Raw genomic sequence first — 16,571 nt, forward strand, 5'->3', positions numbered from 1 at the left:
GATTTGCATCAGAAATTTTAACAAATTTCGTTTATAGAAACAACTAAACTTTGAACCCCCTTATGAAAAATGAGATCAGGGCTTACAACAATATATTGGAATTAGTAGGTAATACACCGCTAGTTAAGTTGAATAAAATTGCTGAAGGTCTAACCGGTAATTTTTACGCAAAGGTCGAGGCTTTTAATCCAGGTCATTCTTCTAAAGATAGAATTGCGATTCATATTATTGAGCAAGCGGAAAAAGCAGGTTTACTTACAGAAGGTAGTACTATAATTGAGACAACTTCTGGTAATACTGGTTTTAGCATAGCTATGGCCAGTATCATTAAAGGTTACGATTGCATTTTGGCGGTAAGTTCAAAATCATCTCCAGATAAAATTGATATGCTTCGCTCTATGGGCGCAAAAGTATATGTTTGTCCTGCGCACGTAAGTGCAGATGATCCTAGATCTTACTACGAAGTAGCTAAAAGATTACATAAAGAGACAAAAGGCTCTATCTATATCAATCAATATTTCAACAAATTGAATATGGAGGCGCATTATAAATCTACCGGTCCTGAAATTTGGGAACAAACAGGTGGACAAATAACACATTTAATTGCGTGTAGTGGAACAGGTGGTACTATTTCTGGCACGGCACGTTACCTGAAAGAACAAAATCCTAATGTTAAAGTTATTGGTGTTGATGCTTTTGGTTCTGTATTGAAGAAATATCATGAAACTGGAAAATTAGATACAAATGAAATTTATCCTTACCGTATTGAAGGTTTAGGTAAGAATTTGATTCCAGGAGCGACCGATTTTTCAATTATAGATGAGTTTATAAAGGTTGCCGATGCTGAAAGTGCACATACGGCTAGAGAAATTTCTAGAACAGAAGGTATTTTTGTCGGTTACACAAGTGGTGCGGTAATGCAGGCAATTAAACAATTAAATGAATTGAATACATTCGATAAGAATAGTAATGTTGTTGCTATTTTTCCTGATCATGGTTCTAGATATATGAGTAAAATATATAGTGATCAATGGATGGAAGATCAAGGGTTCTTAAATACAAATACTGTAGAGGAAACACAAGAGATTCAATTTATAAAATAATACAAAGTAAATAATTTTAAAAAAGTGGGTTTATAGCCCACTTTTTTGCGTTGTAAATAATTTATGTTACCTAATCAAAATTATTTACTTTTGTAGACAGAACTGAATTAAGCAATGAGAGACTTATTTGATAGAATTATAGAGAATAAAGGTCCTTTGGGTAAATGGGCTTCACAAGCTGAAGGATATTTCGTTTTCCCTAAATTAGAAGGCCCTATTTCTAATAGAATGAAATTTCAAGGTAAAGATGTTATTACCTGGAGTATCAACGATTATTTGGGCTTGGCAAATCTTCCTGAAATTAAAAAGGTTGATGGCGAAGCTGCGGCAGAATATGGTGCAGCTTATCCAATGGGCGCAAGAATGATGAGTGGTCATACTGAATTTCATGAGCAATTAGAGCAAGAATGTGCGGCCTTTGTCGAAAAAGAAGCAGCTTATTTATTGAATTTTGGTTACCAAGGCTTTATGTCTGTAATAGATGCACTTGTAACAAAAGATGATATTATTGTATACGATGTTGATTGTCATGCTTGTATTATTGATGGTGTGCGTTTGCACATGGGTAAACGATTCACATTTGTTCACAACAATCCTGAAAGTCTTGAAAAGAACTTAGAGCGCGCCACCAAAATGGCAGATCAAACTGGAGGAGGTATTTTGGTTATATCTGAAGGAGTTTTTGGAATGCGTGGAGAACAAGGTATTCTTAAAGAGATTGTTGCTTTAAAGGATAAATATAATTTCCGTTTGTTAGTTGATGATGCTCATGGTTTTGGAACTTTAGGAAAGACTGGTGCTGGAGCAGGGCAGGAGCAAGGTGTGCAAGATGGCATTGACGTTTATTTGGCAACTTTTGCCAAATCAATGGCTAGTATAGGTGCTTTCGTTGCTGCAGATCAAGGAATTATTGATTACTTAAAATATAATCTTCGTTCACAAATGTTCGCTAAATCATTACCTATGGTTTATGTGAAGGGGGCATTAAAACGATTAGATATGTTACGTACTCAACCAGAGCTTAAAGCTAAGTTATGGGAGAATGTTAATGCACTTCAAAACGGTTTAAAAGAGAACGGTTTCGATATAGGTACCACAACAAGTTGTGTTACTCCTGTTTACTTAAATGGTAGTATTCCTGAGGCAATGGCATTAGTTAAAGACTTACGTGAAAATCATGGTATTTTCTGTTCAATAGTGGTGTATCCGGTAATTCCAAAAGGACTTATCTTGCTTCGTTTAATTCCAACAGCTACACATACTTTACAAGACGTTGAAGAAACTTTAACAGCTTTTTCATCTATTCGTGAGCGTTTGCAAAATGGAACGTACAAAAGACTTTCTGCTGCAGTTGCAGCGGCAATGGGAGAGTAATCTCCGGTTATTATAATTTAAAAGGCCAGATTCAAATTTGAATCTGGCCTTTTAATTTGTGCTTAGCTTAGTGATTTTTTATAGGTTCTTCTGCGTTTATAAATCACTGGGTCGAAATGTTTCCACATTTGTTTGATGGCAAGATTCTCTTCTAATTCGGGAGTTCTATAGCACATATCGATACCTTTCTCAGTAAATGTTTTATAGTACTCATTAAAAATTACAGCAGTTACCCCTTTGTTTTGATATTCAGGGTGAATGCCTACTAGATAAAAGATAACATCTTTACTATTCTTTTTAGCTTTTAAAAGGTGGTATAGACCAAAGGGAAATAATTTACCGTTCGCTTTCTGTAGGGCTTCAGAAAATGAAGGCATTACAATGGCAAAAGCAATTAATTTATCTTCCTTGTCTTTTATGAATTTTATATATTCAGGATTTATGAAACTTATATATTTTTTCTTGAAATAAGCTTTTTGTATTTCGGTAATAGGAACGAATGAAGAAAGACTAGCATAGGTTTCATTGAATAAGTCGAACATTTCGTCGGCCAAAGGCATAACCTCTTTAGTTTTTGTGAAATTTATCTCTTTTAATCCGTAGCGTCTTTTTATTAAGTCATTCAGTTTTGAAAAAAGTTTTGGATCAGCATTTTTAGCCGGAAACTTATTTTCCATGTATTCCTTCTCCTTTACAAAACCTAAATTTTCATAATGGTCTTTGTAATAAGGGTGGTTGTACCAAGTAATCATCGTACCTATATGGTCGAAACCTTCAACTAAAACACCTACTTTGTCTAAATTAGAAAAACCGACAGGGCCTTCCATGTATTCTAGGTTGTGTTGATTACCAATTTCAGCCACCTTGTCTAAAAGTGCTTTTGACACTGCGGGATCATCAATAAAATCGAACCATCCAAAACGCATTTTTTTTACATTCTGTTGATTAACTTCTAATTGATTAATTACTGCGGCAACACGACCTACTAATTTATCCCCATCATAGGCAAGAAAAAACCAAGCTTCAGCATCTTTAAAAACAGGATTTTTATTCTTGTCAAAACTTTCCAATTCATCATTGATTATGGGTGGTACCCAATATTTATTATTTTTGTATAACGAAAAAGGAAAGGTTACAAAGCGTTTTAAGTCTTGCTTTGATTTAGCTTCATGTAGTGTAATCATTGAACTTCTTTAGAAGTATCAATATTAGGAATATTAATTAGAACTGAAAAGGGGTATAGAATGAAAATAATTTAGATATTTAAGTATTAAAAGTCTATTTCGTTACTCTCTTTCTTCTTCTCTGCCTTCTTTAATTTTTTAAGCTGTTTTTTAGAAGGTCCAAGGTCAATGTCTTCAGCTCCGCTGCCTTTGCCTTTCTTCTTTTTGTTTTTTTCTTTTTTCATCGCATCCTTATCAATGGCCCCACCATTTTGATCAGCATCTTGATCTTCAATTGCAATTAAGCTATCTTTATGAAAATCCATTCTATATGAACCTCCTAGTCCTATGAAAATTCGGGAAGGTGTGTTTTTTAAACTAGCCCCCATATTAAAATCTAACTGTAAGTTTTCTTTCAGTAAATGTGCAATTCCTCCTCTAATCAATAAATCGGCATATCTATCACTTTGTATACCCTGGTGTTCAATAAATACACTCCACTTTGGGTTTCTAAAAGCGTGAGACAAGGAAATTAAGTAACTTAATTCAGGGTCATCAGAGCTAATACGGTCATAAGCAGTATTAGTAATCAATACAAATCTTGGAGTTATACGACTTTGAGTAGCGATCATACCTCGGTAGGACAGTGTTGGTTCACCAACATAAAAAGGATTGTCACCAATAACGAAATTGGCTCCACCATATAATGAAACAGCCGGGATTAAATTTTTAAACTGAAATTTATTATTTGCTCGCCAGCTATATAAATTTGGTTTATTCGCCTCTGGATTTTTGAACGGATCATAAATTAAATATTTTAGACCCAATCGGTTTCTTGAAAAATCTCTACGCTTTGCTAAGAGATTAAAATTTGAGTAGGTGATATCTTGATCTTGAAAAGTACCTTCAAAATTAATTTCTAATCGTTCAAATAATAAGCCGTAACGTAATGATATGTCACTCGCCCAAATATCAGATTGGGTGTTTAGTAAAGAGTGGTCGCGCTGTTCATAGAATACACCTAATTCTGCTTGGACCACATTTTTTCCTACGGCATAAGCACTAACCGAAAGGCCTGGTCTGTTAGAATTTATAACATCTGTGTATTGTGAAATACCAGCTAAGGGTAGTAATAGTAGAATGCTTAATACGTATTGATAGGATTTTGAGTAGACAAATAGACTATTCATGAACACGATTTTATAATTATTTTAATATTATGATTCTATTTATACAACGTGATAATTGTATTTTTGATATACATAGACAGTAATAAAATGGCTTTTTTAAAAACTATATTGATAATTCTTTTGGTGTATTACTTACTAAAATTTTTAGTAAAGTTATTTGCTCCAAAAATTTTAAGCTACGCAGTAAAGAAAACTGAATCGCATTTTAAGCAAGCTTTTGATAATGAACCTGCTTCAGATAATGAAAACATTGGAGACGTTATTATAAATAAAAAAACTTCAAAGAAGAAAGCCGATTCAGAAAAAGTAGGCGAATACATTGATTTTGAAGAGCTAGACTAGTTATCTTTGCTAAAACACTACTTATTTAGCACATGAAGCAAGGCTTAAAATTCTTTTTCATCCATTTTTTTGTTACTGTATTTTTTATCATTGCTGCTTTGGCATACTTCAGCCCGGTGCTTCAAGGTAAAGTAATGTACCAGCATGATATTGCCCAATACATTGGGATGGCAAAGGAACAGAACGATTTTAGAAAATCTAAAGACCAAGAACCATATTGGACAAATAGCGCATTCGGTGGTATGCCCACTTATCAATTAGGCGCAAATTATCCTCATAATTATATTAAACAATTAGATCGATTAATTCGATTTTTACCAAGACCTGCCGATTATCTATTTTTATATTTTATAGGATTTTATATTCTTCTTTGTTGTTTGAAAGTCGATTATCGTTTAGCTATAGTAGGAGCTTTAGCTTTTGGTTTTTCAACTTACCTTATAATTATTTTAGGTGCTGGGCACAACGCAAAAGCTCATGCTATTGCCTATTTGCCAGTTCTTTTGTCTGGTATTATTCTTGTTTTTAGGAAAAAATATCTTTGGGGTTTTGTTTTAACGGCTTTGGCAATGGCTTTAGAAATCACTGCTAATCATTATCAAATGACCTATTACTTTATGCTACTTGTGCTTGTTTTGGGTATGGTGTATTTAGTTTATGCAATTAAGGAAAAGCAAATCAAACATTTTTTTATTTCTGTGGGAATCTTATTGCTGGCAGTTACTCTTGGTATCGCGGCAAATGCTACGGGCTTAATGGCTACTAAAGAATATGCGGATTGGAGTACACGTGGTAAAAGTGAATTGACCATAAACCCAGATGGTTCTGCAAAAGAAGATTCAGGTGGTTTAAGTAAAGGATATATAACGAATTGGAGTTACGGCATTACAGAATCATTGAATTTGTTTGTGCCTCGTCTTTTTGGTGGAGCAAGTCAAGAAAACTTAGGCGAAGATTCGAAATCTTTCAATTATTTAATTGACAAAGGCTTGCCAAGATCAAGTGCCTTAAATTTTGTTAGTGGATTGCCATTGTATTGGGGGGATCAACCAGGTACATCAGGTCCGGCTTATTTAGGTGCTGTACTATTTTTTCTTTTTGTTTTAGGATTATTCTTGGTAAAAGGAAAACATAAATGGTGGCTTTTGATTGGTTCTTTGGTTTCGCTGGTTTTATCATGGGGTAAAAATTTTAGCACGCTTACCGATTTCATGATCGACTATTTTCCGTTATATGATAAGTTTAGGGCGGTTTCTTCCATTCAAATTGTATTAGAGCTTTGTGTGCCTATATTGGCAATGTTAGCTTTGAAAAAGTTGTTTATGGATAAAGTTCCGCAAGCCGATAAAATTAAATCTTTGACTTTAGCTGCTGGAACTGTTTTTGGCTTAGGTATATTATTATTTGTATTTAAGGGAGCTTTTAATTTTGTGGGTGCTACCGATGATAATCTTCGAATGACCGGGTTAGAAGAGCTTCCTGAGATGTTACGTTTAGATCGTAAAAGTGTTTATACTAGTGATTTATTACGTTCGCTAGGTTATGTTTTGGTTACCACATTATTGATATGGTTTTATTTGAAGGAGAAATTGAAGATAAATACCGTAATTATTGCCATCGGTGTACTAGTCGTGGTTGATTTGGTCGGAGTCGATTTACGCTATGTCAACAATGATAACTTTGTTTCTAAACGTAAAATGTTAGAGCCTTTTCAAGAATCTGGTGCCAACAAGTTGATTGCTAAAGATGATGGAGTATTTCGTGTTTTTGACCAAACCGATGGTTTTGATTCAGCGAAAACAGCATATTTTCATCAGAGTATAACTGGCTACCATGCAGCCAAACCTGCAGGCATGCAAGATTTATTCGATTTTCATGTATACAATGGGAATTTGTCGGTCTTAAATATGTTGAATGTAAAGTATGTAATTAGGCAAGATCAGGAAGGTAATTCATTTCCAATCGAAAATCCGAATGCAAATGGCAATGCTTGGTTTATAAAACAGCTTGAACTTGTTGAAAATGCGAACGCAGAGATTATGGCGTTAGACAGTTTAGATACCAAGAATGTTGCAGTTGTAAATACATCTACATTTAAAGATGTTATTCAATTACAATTTCAAGTTGATTCTATAGCATCGATTTCTTTAATTGATTATGAGCCCAATCATCTTACCTATGCATCAAAGAATAGTAATGAAGGCGTTGCTGTTTTTTCAGAGATGTATTATAAGAATGGATGGAATGCTTATATAGATGGTGTAGAGAGTGATTATTTTAAAGTTGATTATGTGCTAAGGGCTTTAAATGTTCCTTCAGGAGCGCATAAAATAGAATTTAAGTTTGAACCTGAAGTTGTTGTTCAGGGTAGTAAAATAACCCTTGCAAGTACTATTTTACTAGGTCTTGTAATCGTTGGCGGATTAGGTTTTTCTTTTTGGAAGTCTAAAAAAGAAGAAGAGAATTAATGAGAAAAGTTCTGGTCATTACGTATTATTGGCCACCCGCTGGAGGACCAGGCGTACAACGTTGGCTCAAGTTTGTAAAGTATCTTAGAGATTTTGATGTTGAACCGGTATTGTATATTCCTGAGAATCCACATTATCCACTTACTGACAGCACATTTTTAAAGGATATTCCGAGCGATTTAATTATTTACAAGCATCCTATAAAGGAACCATATCGATTGGCTTCCTTATTTTCTAATAAGAAGACAAAACGTATTAGTTCAGGTATCATTCAGTCTAAAAATCAGTCGTTTATTGAAAAAATATTTTTATGGATCAGAGGTAATCTCTTTATTCCCGATGCTAGAAAGTTTTGGGTAAAACCATCGGTGAATTATTTAAAGGGTGTGTTAGAAAAAGAAGGAATAGATACAATAATTACTACTGGCCCACCGCATAGTGTTCATCTTATAGGGTACTATTTAAAGCAAATAAAACCTGTAAGTTGGATTGCAGATTTCAGAGATCCTTGGACAACTATTGGCTATCATAAAAAATTAAAGCTCACTTCTTCTGCGAAACGGAAGCATAAACTGTTAGAATCCAAAGTTCTAAAATCTGCCGATAAAATTATTGTTACCAGTGCCACGACCAAAAAAGAGTTTGAACAAATTACCGAGCAGCCCATAAAAGTAATTACAAACGGATTCGATAGTGAGATATCAAGTACTCAAAAGCTTGATAAAAAATTTACTATTTCCCATATAGGATCTATGCTTACAGGGCGTAATCCAGTTAAATTATGGCAAGTTTTATCCGACTTATTGAAGAATAATGTTGATTTTAAAAATGCCCTGCATTTACAATTTATAGGTGTAATCAGTAATGATGTATTACAGTCGTTGAATGATTTGGGTTTACAGGCCCACTTTGAAGTTGTTGGATACGTTTCGCATGAAAAAGCTATTGAATTTCAAAAAGCTTCACAAATTTTACTTCTTGTAGAAATTGATTCGCAAGAAACTATTGGAATTATTCCTGGGAAATTATTTGAATATATGGCGGCCAAACGACCTATTTTAGGGGTAGGACCGAAAAATTGGGAAGTTGCAGATATTATTACCGATACCAAATCAGGTTACATATTTGAATATTCAGATGACATTGCCCTTAAAAACGTAATTTTAGATTGGTTTGCTCAATTTCAGAAAGGGGAATTATCAGTATCCTCCAAAGATATTGAGCAATATAGTAGAAGAGAACTCACTCGAAAATTGGCCGAATATATTTAATGGGAATCGTACTAAAACAATCATTGAATAATACTATCGTCACCTATATTGGTTTTGCGATAGGAGCGGTAAATACCTTGTTTTTGTACACCAATTTTATGCGGCCCGAAAATTACGGACTTATTCAAGTTATTTTATCTGTTTCTGCTGTACTGATGCCGATTCTTGCATTTGGGGTACCTAATAGTTTAGTGAAATTCTACTCTAATTTTAAAAATGATAGTTCTCAAGACGGATTTTTGACCTTAATGTTATTACTTCCTTTAGCACTCATAATTCCTATAGGTATACTTAGCTATTTTACAAATGAAGCTATTGGTAACCTGCTTTCAAAAGAAAATGATATCGTTAGAGATTACATATGGCATATCTTTATTGTAGGTATGGCCATGGCCTATTTTGAAGTGTTTTATGCTTGGGCAAGAATTCGAATGAAATCTATGTTCGGTAATTTTATGAAAGAAATTTTTTGTAGAATTGCTCAAACTATATTGTTGCTGCTATTATGGCTTAAGATTATTGAAATTGAGTTCTTTATTAATGGTTTGGTTGGCTGTTATGTGATAAGAACGGTAATAATGAAAATCTATGCTTACCAATTACGTAAACCTAAACTTAATTTTAGTTTTCCAGATAACTGGCAGAACATTGTAAGATATAGTGCTTTAATAATTTTAGGAGGTTCTACCGCCATTGTTCTTATGGAACTTGATAAGGTTATGTTGAATAATTTTCTAAAAATTGAGAATGTAGCTTACTACGCTGTTGCCGGGTTCATTGCTTCTACCATTGCGGTACCATCTAGAGCGATGCATCAAATAACTTATCCGTTAACGGCAACATATTTAAATGATAAAAACAAGTCAGCATTGAAAGGTCTATATCAAAAAAGTTCATTGACTCTTTTCATTATTTCAGGTCTACTTTTTCTATTAATTCTTGTTAACCTAAGCGAATTATATGAATTGCTTCCTGAAAAATATTCTGGAGGTTTTATGATTGTTTTTTGGATAGGATTGGCAAAAGTTTACGACGCTCTTTTGGGTAATAATAATTCCATATTATTCAATTCAGACTACTACAGGTCAATATTGTTTTTTGGAGTTTTATTGGCTGCCTTGGCAGTATTATTCAACTTATGGCTTATACCGACTTATGGAATAGATGGTGCTGCTATAGCCAGTTTTACTGCGTTTTTTATATACAATACGTTGAAATTAGTTTATGTGAAGGCAAAGTTTGAAATTGTTCCCTTCACCCATGAAACTTGGAAAGTTTTTGCCTTATTGATTGTTGTCGGCGTATTATTTTCTACATTCTCTTTTCCTTTTCAACCTATCATAAATATTGCAGTTAAGAGCATATTGATGATAATTATGTATGTAGGTGTTCTGTACAGATTTAAGATATCTGAAGATGTATTTGGTTTTTTGAGTAAATACTTAAGTAGATAATTACATTTTAGTTTCTACCTTTTTACGGGAGGTTTGTATACCGTATTGTTGTTTATAGATTTTAACTATAATTAAGAAAAGACTTATGATTAGTGGACCAAATATAAGACCTACAAATCCGAACAGAGGAATACCAATTAATACCCCGATTAATGTAATTAGTGGATGAATACTATCTAGTTTTTTTAATACAAATAGTCGAATAAGGTTATCTGTCATACCAACTACTAAAATTCCGTATAGCAATATTCCCCAAGCTTGAAAATCGTTTCCGCTAGCCATACTTAAAACAAATACCGGAAATATACCAATGAACGTTCCAATAAATGGAATCATAGATCCTATGGTTACGATAACGAACCAGAATAAAGGATTTTCAATTCCGAAAATGAAAAAGCCAATAAGAGCAATTACACCTTGTGCCAATGCAACTAGAGGAATTGCTATTGCATTTGATCGTACAACACTTTCTATTTCCTTACCCAATATCACCAATGTGTTATTGCTCAAAGGAAGATATTCCAATAGTGAATCCTTTAATTGCTTCGGACTTTTTAACATGTAGTACAGTAAAAATAGAAGTATGCCAAATGAAATGAACATATTGAAAGTTCCGCTCGCGAAACCTTGAAGATTTTCAGTTAGCCAACCTGATGCTTGTTCAGGATCTATTGTAGAGGATACATCATACTGTACATATTTTTCAAGTTGAAATATTTGTTCTTTAAGTGCCATTGTTACTTGTTCAGATTTATCGGCTAAATTTCCTAGTTCTGAACTTAACATGAAAACTGCACCTGATAAGGGTAAAAAAATACCGATAATCGCAGCAATAATAAGTAGTAAGGCCGCCCATGTTCTTTTCAAACCTTTATTGATTAGCTTTAACATCCACTTTCTTAGAATTACATATAGAGTAAGTGCCCCAAGAACCCCAGAGATATAAGGAAGCATATATTTTATAATTAATCCTCCTAGAAATATGATAAGCAACAGAATTATAAGCTGTCTAATAATCTTGTGATTTATCCTTTTCATATTTGGGGCTTTTCTAGAGAATTTAAAATTGGGTGAAAGGTATATGTATAATGCTATTTTAATTAACTCACATCCTTAATTTTGTGATTCAAAAATTACTTGATAGCCTAAATAGCAAAAATAATTACAGTACAGACAATCTTATATGCAATTCGTAGAAACCCATATCGCAGAAATTAATTTAGAAGCAAAAAGATTGCAAGAATATGGGGTAGGGGTGTTTAAAAGAATTACATCAAAGTCTGCATTAAAAAAAGCTATTAAAAAGGAAATGGTTTTTGTTGACGGTAAAGTTGCTTCTACCGCTACTTTTATTAAGGGAGGGGAAAGAATTGAATATTATTATTACGCAGATAATAATTTGAACAAGCGACTCAAATTAAACCTAGGGGTTATTTATGAGGATGATTACTTAGCGGTAATCAATAAGCCAGCTGGTATTTTGGTAAGTGGAAACAGCTTTAAGACAGTCGCGAATGCTTTAAGCCAAAACTTAAAGACAAGCCCTATTTTCGATGCTGTACAACCACAACCTGTTCATCGTTTGGATTATGCAACTACTGGTTGTCTTTTGGTAGGTAAAACGAATACTGCAATAATTGCATTGAATCAATTATTTGATAACAAGAAAATACATAAAATTTACCATGCGGTCACTATTGGAAGTTTGAAACCATTAGGTACTATAGATATACCTATAGATGGTAAAAGAGCTATTTCAACCTATAAAGTTATAAAAACGATTACTTCTCAAAGATTTAAATTTTTGAATTTGGTAAAATTAAGCCCTAAAACAGGTCGTCGGCATCAGTTAAGAAAGCATATGTTAGCAATTGGAAATCCTATCTTAGGTGATGCAACTTATTTTTTAGAGGATTTACTTTTAAAAGGAAAGGGACTATATCTACATGCGCATTCTTTGGAGTTTATTCATCCTATTTCTGAAGAAGAAATGTTTATAACAGCCTTAAGCCCTAAAAAAATTATAAAGCTATTTCCAAATTATATTTCTGAAACAAAAGGTTAATATAGAAAGCGCCGTAATGAACGTATTCATTACGGCGCTAAACAACTAACCAACCTAAAAACTATCTTAATTACTTCTACTACTTCTAGTTGTAGCTGATCTTGAAGTTGTGCTTCTTGAAGGAGCTTTACTTACTGATCTTGATGTTTTACTTCTACTTACAGTTCTTTGAGTTCTAGCAGGGCTTTTGGTAACTGTTCTAGAAGCTGTGCTTCCACGTTGAGTTCTTGTATCTGTACTTCTAGCTACAGGTTTTTTATACGTAGTAGTACTTCTTTTTAAAGTTGTACTTCTAGGCGTACTTGTCACCTCTCTCTTAGTAACTGTTCTACCTTGACCGCTACGTGCCACAGAATTATTTGCTCTGTTCACCGCACCATTGTTTCTACTAGTTCTTGTATCCTCTCTTTTGCTAACTGTTCTACCTTGATTGCTACGTGATGTAGCAGATCTAGTTGAAACAGCATCTCTATTAGATCTAGTTTTATTATTAGAAGCTAATGTTCTGCTAGTTCTTAAACCATAATCTCTTTTTGCTACAGTTCTATTGCTCCTATAAGAATTATCTCTAACAGCAACTCGCTTGTCGTTTCTGTAAACAGTAGCTCTTTCATTTCTTACCTTGTTATATCTATACTGCTTACCAACATTAACATAAGCTCTTCTATGATTATTTCTATAAGGACTGTAGTAAGAATATCTAATAGGTGTATAATATCTTCTATAAGGACTATTGAATACAAAGCTAAAACCTAATGCTGGTCTTACAAACCATCTGTGAAATGGTTGGTACACATAGTTTCTATTGTAAATATTGATATAACCCGTGTGGTAATCGTAAAAACCACGATTATTATAGTAAACATTCATACCACCGACTCTACGTACACGATTGTTTAAGTAATTGATATCTACATCTCCAATTTGATTTACACGACCATAATAGTCATAGTAAATTGGAACATTTTCAACCTGTATTACCGCTCCGTAATCATCATACTGAGCATATGGGCTGTAATCATAACCAGAGTTAAAGGTTATGCCATTTCTTCTACCGGATACTTGATTCTCTATATAAAAATCAAATTCCCCGTCAGGATATACAGAAAATGTAATTCCATTTTCTACAAAAATAAATGAGTTGTCGTATCTATAAGCATTGCTCGAAGCAACCTTATTTTCGTTAATACCTGTAGCGAAAACACCTGTGGTGCCAAAAATCATCGCTGTAAAAAGGAGTACTAAGTTCTTCATGATATAAGGTTTTAAATTCTGAGTATAAATATTCATACCCGATTATCATATTACAAACAACGTGCCAAAAATACAAGAAACTAATTATTGTATTGATAATCAGTTTATTATATTTTGTTTTGGTGTTTGAAGAACTAATGTAATTTCTCCATTAAGTACCCGGCAGTAAAAGATTTTTTACTTTTAACTACCTCTTCTGGTGTGCCTTCTGTCAATAAATGTCCGCCATTTTCACCACCACCTGGACCAAGGTCAATGATATAATCGGCACATTTTATTAATTCGATATTATGCTCTATCACCACAATTGAATGTCCTTTTTTAATAAGAGCATTAAATGATTTTAATAATTTTTGAATATCATGAAAGTGTAAGCCTGTTGTAGGTTCATCGAAAATGAATAGCGCTTTATCTTTGGTGCTTCCCTTAATAAGGAAAGATGCTAATTTAATACGTTGAGCTTCACCACCTGAAAGAGTAGAGGATGATTGCCCCAATGTTACATAACCTAGTCCTACATCTTGTAATGGTTTAAGTTTGGTTACAATTTTAGTTTGTTCTCCTGTTTCAAAAAATAGAATTGCATCGTCGATGGTCATATTTAAAACATCATCGATGTTGGCATTGTTGAAAGTAACTTCTAACACTTCTTTCTTAAAGCGTTTACCGCCACATGTTTCACATTCTAAATGAACATCGGCCATAAACTGCATCTCTACAGTAATCTCACCTTCGCCCTTGCATTTTTCACAACGCCCACCATCAACATTAAAAGAAAAATGTTTGGCCTGATAATTCCTGATTTTGCTTAATTTTTGACTAGCATATAAATTTCGAATATCATCGTATGCTTTAATATAGGTGACGGGATTAGAACGTGAAGACCTACCAATTGGGTTTTGATCTACAAACTCTACATGCTTGATATGTTTGTATTTGCCTTCTACAGAAGTAAATTGGCCTGCTTTTTCACCATAGCCACCTACTTCTTTTAATATAATTGGATAAAGCAATTTTTTTACCAACGTACTTTTTCCACTTCCTGAAACTCCCGTTACTACGGTAAGCATATCAAGTGGAAAGGTTACATCTATATTTTTGAGGTTATGTTCCCTAACCCCTTTTATAGTAATATGATTTTTGGAAGTTCTTCGTTCTTTAGGAACCTTAATTTCCATTTTTCCATTTAGATACTGAGCAGTGAGGGATTTAGATTTTAGTATCTCACTTAGCGTTCCTTGGGCGACCACTTTTCCACCATGTGTGCCAGCCTCTGGACCTATATCAATTACCATATCTGCAGCCTTCATGATATCTTCATCATGTTCTACAACGATAACGGTATTGCCTAAATTCCGTAGAGATATAAGAACCTCAATTAGATTCTCAGTGTCTTTAGGGTGTAGCCCTATACTTGGCTCATCTAATATGTACATAGATCCTACCAAGCTACTTCCTAATGATGTCGCAAGGTTAATTCGTTGACTTTCGCCACCTGAAAGCGTGTTCGATTTACGGTTAATGGTAAGATAATCTAAGCCGACTTTTTCTAAAAAACCAAGTCGAGTATTTATTTCTATCAATAACCTAGCGGCAATTGTAGCATCATTTTCATTTAGTTTCAGTTCGTGAAAGAAAACAATCAGTTTTTCTATGGACAACCCTACTAACGATGAAATTGAAGCTCCACCAACTTTTACGTAATCGGTTTCGGGCCGTAATCGCTTCCCATTACAAACATCGCATTTGGTTTTACCACGATATCTAGATAGCATTACCCTATTCTGTATCTTATAACTTTTCTCCTCCAACATTCCGAAGAACTTATGTAAGCCTATAAAATGAGCATTACCTTTCCATACAAGTTGTTGTTGTTCTTCCGATAGCTCATACCAAGGTTTGTGAATAGGGAAATCATATTTATAAGCGGAGTTTACCAGTTGATCACGGTACCAACTCATACTTTCACCACGCCACGGAAAAATTGCATTTTCATAAACAGATAGCGCGGTGTTCGGCACTACTAAATCTTGGTCAATCCCTATTACATCACCATAACCTTCACATTTGGGACAAGCACCATAAGGATTATTAAAACTGAACAAATGCACATTTGGCTCAAGAAAGGTTATTCCATCAAGCTCAAATTTATTACTGAATGGCGTTTGATTGCCATTGCTTAATTCTTCAACGATACAATTCCCCTTACCTTCAAAAAATGCCGTATCTATTGCATTTGCTAGTCGATTGTAAAAATCCTCATCATCTTTAGTGATAATTCTATCAATTACTAGGTCAAAGGATTTGCCAATATCTTCAGGGGCTTGGTCAATACGTAATACTTCGTTTTTGTATTTAATACGAGCATAGCCCTGTTTTGAAAACAACTCCAACGATTTTGTTGCATCTCTATCATCACGAATGGTGATTGGTGCAAGAAGCAAAAGTTTAGTTTGGTCTTCAAAGGTTCTTACATGATTTATAACATCCGTAACGGTATGCTTTTTTACTTCTTTACCAGAAATAGGTGAATATGTTTTACCAATACGGGCATACAGAAGTTTTATATAATCATAAATTTCAGTGGTTGTGCCAACTGTTGACCTTGGGTTGGTCGAATTTACCTTTTGCTCAATTGCAATCGCAGGGGCAATACCTTTTATATAATCAACTTTTGGCTTGTCGAGCTTACCTAAAAATTGTCTTGCATAAGATGAAAGGCTTTCTACATATCGTCTTTGACCTTCTGCATATAATGTATCAAAAGCTAAACTAGATTTACCAGATCCAGATAACCCTGTTATCACAACAAATTTATTTCTGGGAATAACAACATCTATATTTTTAAGATTGTGCAGTTTGGCACCCTTAATTATGATGTTTTCTT

At 33.9% G+C, this 16,571-nt stretch carries 12 protein-coding genes; 7 read left to right on the forward strand and 5 right to left on the reverse strand.

The window, feature by feature from the left end; all coding sequences use genetic code 11:
* The first annotated feature begins 62 nt into the window (after positions 1–62).
* Together AACZ41_RS12245 and AACZ41_RS12250 are read left to right on the forward strand one after the other, a co-directional pair.
* Positions 63–1,103, forward strand: coding sequence for a cysteine synthase family protein (locus tag AACZ41_RS12245; RefSeq protein WP_339628775.1), 1,041 nt, complete (start codon positions 63–65; stop codon positions 1,101–1,103).
* 114 nt (positions 1,104–1,217) lie between these two features.
* Positions 1,218–2,477, forward strand: a complete 1,260-nt coding sequence (locus AACZ41_RS12250) for an aminotransferase class I/II-fold pyridoxal phosphate-dependent enzyme (RefSeq protein ID WP_339628776.1) — start codon at positions 1,218–1,220, stop codon at positions 2,475–2,477.
* Between the two features lie 62 nt (positions 2,478–2,539).
* Here the strand turns inward: AACZ41_RS12250 and AACZ41_RS12255 are convergent, their stop codons facing one another.
* Both AACZ41_RS12255 and AACZ41_RS12260 read right to left on the reverse strand, forming a co-directional pair.
* The gene (locus AACZ41_RS12255) at positions 2,540–3,661 is read right to left on the reverse strand and encodes a GTP cyclohydrolase (RefSeq protein WP_339628777.1); all 1,122 of its coding nucleotides are present in this window, start codon (positions 3,659–3,661) and stop codon (positions 2,540–2,542) included.
* Positions 3,662–3,747: 86 nt separating this feature from the next.
* Entirely contained in the window at positions 3,748–4,830 is a 1,083-nt protein-coding gene (locus AACZ41_RS12260) for a transporter (RefSeq protein WP_339628778.1), read from the reverse strand.
* An 87-nt stretch (positions 4,831–4,917) separates the two neighbouring features.
* Here AACZ41_RS12260 and AACZ41_RS12265 point away from each other — a divergent pair, with 87 nt between their 5' ends.
* From AACZ41_RS12265 to AACZ41_RS12280, 4 genes are read left to right on the forward strand one after another with little or no spacing between them, the layout of a single operon-like run.
* Positions 4,918–5,172, forward strand: coding sequence for a DUF4834 domain-containing protein (locus tag AACZ41_RS12265; RefSeq protein WP_339628780.1), 255 nt, complete (start codon positions 4,918–4,920; stop codon positions 5,170–5,172).
* 32 nt (positions 5,173–5,204) lie between these two features.
* The gene (locus AACZ41_RS12270) at positions 5,205–7,640 is read left to right on the forward strand and encodes a YfhO family protein (RefSeq protein ID WP_339628781.1); all 2,436 of its coding nucleotides are present in this window, start codon (positions 5,205–5,207) and stop codon (positions 7,638–7,640) included.
* Positions 7,640–8,911, forward strand: coding sequence for a glycosyltransferase family 4 protein (locus AACZ41_RS12275; protein ID WP_339628782.1), 1,272 nt, complete (start codon positions 7,640–7,642; stop codon positions 8,909–8,911). The genes AACZ41_RS12270 and AACZ41_RS12275 overlap by 1 nt, the downstream gene beginning before the upstream one ends.
* On the forward strand, positions 8,911–10,365 hold the full coding sequence (locus tag AACZ41_RS12280) for a lipopolysaccharide biosynthesis protein (protein ID WP_339628783.1): 1,455 nt from the start codon (positions 8,911–8,913) through the stop codon (positions 10,363–10,365). The genes AACZ41_RS12275 and AACZ41_RS12280 overlap by 1 nt, the downstream gene beginning before the upstream one ends.
* On the opposite strand, the gene AACZ41_RS12285 is transcribed toward AACZ41_RS12280, so the two are convergent.
* Positions 10,366–11,403: an AI-2E family transporter gene (locus tag AACZ41_RS12285; protein WP_339628784.1), complete on the reverse strand. Its 1,038-nt coding sequence runs from the start codon at positions 11,401–11,403 to the stop codon at positions 10,366–10,368.
* Positions 11,404–11,548: 145 nt separating this feature from the next.
* Here AACZ41_RS12285 and AACZ41_RS12290 point away from each other — a divergent pair, with 145 nt between their 5' ends.
* Complete coding sequence (locus AACZ41_RS12290) at positions 11,549–12,430, forward strand: RluA family pseudouridine synthase (protein ID WP_339628785.1); 882 nt, start codon at positions 11,549–11,551, stop codon at positions 12,428–12,430.
* A gap of 66 nt (positions 12,431–12,496) precedes the next feature.
* Here AACZ41_RS12290 and AACZ41_RS12295 read toward each other — a convergent pair whose 3' ends face one another.
* Both AACZ41_RS12295 and uvrA read right to left on the reverse strand, forming a co-directional pair.
* Positions 12,497–13,684: a hypothetical protein gene (locus tag AACZ41_RS12295; RefSeq protein WP_339628786.1), complete on the reverse strand. Its 1,188-nt coding sequence runs from the start codon at positions 13,682–13,684 to the stop codon at positions 12,497–12,499.
* A 134-nt stretch (positions 13,685–13,818) separates the two neighbouring features.
* Positions 13,819–16,571: excinuclease ABC subunit UvrA (gene uvrA / locus AACZ41_RS12300; protein WP_339628787.1), on the reverse strand; the 2,753-nt coding region annotated here is incomplete at its 5' end.

Origin of the sequence: uncultured Maribacter sp., assembly GCF_963974015.1 — a bacterium.
Lineage (GTDB): Bacteria > Bacteroidota > Bacteroidia > Flavobacteriales > Flavobacteriaceae > Maribacter.